The organism is Salinimonas chungwhensis DSM 16280 (assembly GCF_000378185.1).
In the GTDB taxonomy this organism is placed as follows: Bacteria; Pseudomonadota; Gammaproteobacteria; order Enterobacterales; family Alteromonadaceae; genus Alteromonas; species Alteromonas chungwhensis.
In genome coordinates this window covers 53624-55359 of the sequence record NZ_KB899394.1, presented here as the reverse complement: position 1 = coordinate 55359, position 1736 = coordinate 53624, and the positions used below count along the sequence as shown (strand labels likewise).

Annotated in this window: 1 protein-coding gene and 1 tRNA gene; both read left to right on the top strand. The window is 47.8% G+C overall.

Features of this window, described 5'->3' with window-relative positions:
- Positions 1-449 precede the first annotated feature (449 nt).
- Positions 450-1508, top strand: coding sequence for a quinolinate synthase NadA (gene nadA / locus F458_RS0118180; RefSeq protein ID WP_018984872.1), 1059 nt, complete (start codon positions 450-452; stop codon positions 1506-1508).
- Between the two features lie 97 nt (positions 1509-1605).
- Positions 1606-1696: transfer RNA gene (locus F458_RS0118175), tRNA-Ser, on the top strand.
- Positions 1697-1736: the final 40 nt, after the last annotated feature.

Below are 1736 nucleotides of genomic sequence, written 5' to 3'. Positions count from 1 at the left end.
CATCCCGAGCACAGCGAGGGTGAACGTGCTTTAGCACGGCCCGCAGGGTGAGCCTGTGAAACAGGCGAATCATCCAGCACGACCCACCATTTCAATAAAGTTTTCCCTAGCAGTATTATTCAATAAAACCCTGATGCTGACGCAGGATTTGAACCAGCGAAGCGGTTCGACATCCCGAGCACAGCGAGGGTGAACGTGCTTTAGTACGACGGCATATAAAACGATTGAGTTGATATTATCTCTTGCGCTCATCCATGCTTTAAAACATTTGCACGACGAACCGCGGCAATTATTACAAACTTTTTTACTACAAATGTAGTTAACAGTTGAAAGGGCATCAGCCCCTTGAATTATTCTAAGTTAAACATATTTCTACAACATGAATTTTTTATGGCAGTAGGGTATACTTCCTGCCCGATTTAAAGTGCCGTCAAGTCAGGTCGTACGTTATGTCAGTCGCATTTCGCGTAGAACAAGTTGATTATCCATTCCCTGCTAAGCCTGCTCAGCTTTCCGAGCAGCGTAAGAGTGAGCTTAAAGCGCAAATTAAGTCACTGTTAAAAGAGCAGAATGCGGTAATGGTTGCGCATTATTACACCGATCCCGAGATCCAGGCGTTGGCCGAAGAGACAGGTGGGTGTGTTGCTGATTCGTTGGAAATGGCGCGGTTTGGCAGAGATGCGCCAGAGCAGAAGCTTATTGTGGCCGGTGTCAAATTTATGGGTGAGACAGCGAAAATTTTGAGCCCCGAGAAAACCGTCCTTATGCCAACGCTGGAGGCGACCTGTTCATTAGATATTGGTTGCCCGGTTGAAGAATTTTCTGCCTTTTGTGATGCCCACCCCGATCATACGGTCGTGGTTTACGCTAATACCTCCGCGGCCGTAAAAGCCCGCGCAGATTGGGTCGTTACATCAAGTATCGCGCTGGAGATTGTCGAGCATCTTGATGAACAGGGCAAACCAATTATTTGGGGTCCTGACCGTCACTTAGGTTCGTATATCGCCAAGCAAACCGGTGCAGATATGTTGATGTGGCAGGGCGAATGTATTGTGCACGATGAGTTCTCAGCGCAGAAGCTACAGGATATGAAAGCGATATACCCTGAAGCCGCTATTCTGGTGCACCCTGAGTCGCCCGCATCGGTAGTTGAGATGGCTGATGCGGTGGGTTCCACAAGTCAGCTGATAAAAGCTTCTCAGGAGTTGCCCAATGAGATATTCATTGTGGCAACAGACAAGGGCATTTTTTATAAGATGCAACAGCTTACACCTGGCAAAACATTTATAGAAGCGCCCACTGGTGGGAACGGGGCTACCTGTAAAAGTTGTGCTCACTGCCCGTGGATGGCAATGAACGGGCTTGAAGCGATACACAACGCCCTGACTGAGGGAGCGTTTGACCATGAGATATTTGTCGACGATGCGCTGCGTGAAAAAGCCCTGATTCCTTTAAATCGGATGCTTGATTTTTCTGCACAGCTAAAGGCCAGGCAAACATCTGCGTAATTAATCGGCATTTGTCGTTTTTTTTACGCAGAATCCTTGATTCATCAGGCAACATTACCTACTATACGCGCGCTTCGAACAAACTTTGAAGTATTTAGGAGAGATGGCTGAGTGGCTGAAGGCGCACGCCTGGAAAGTGTGTATACGTTTATAGCGTATCGAGGGTTCGAATCCCTCTCTCTCCGCCAGATACAAGAGAACCGCCCTTGAGGCGGTTTTTTTGTATCT

Bases quoted from the DNA above. Each gene is read 5' to 3' on its own strand.
- nadA (WP_018984872.1), top strand. From the start codon at position 450: ATGTCAGTCGCATTTCGCGTAGAACAAGTTGATTATCCATTCCCTGCT.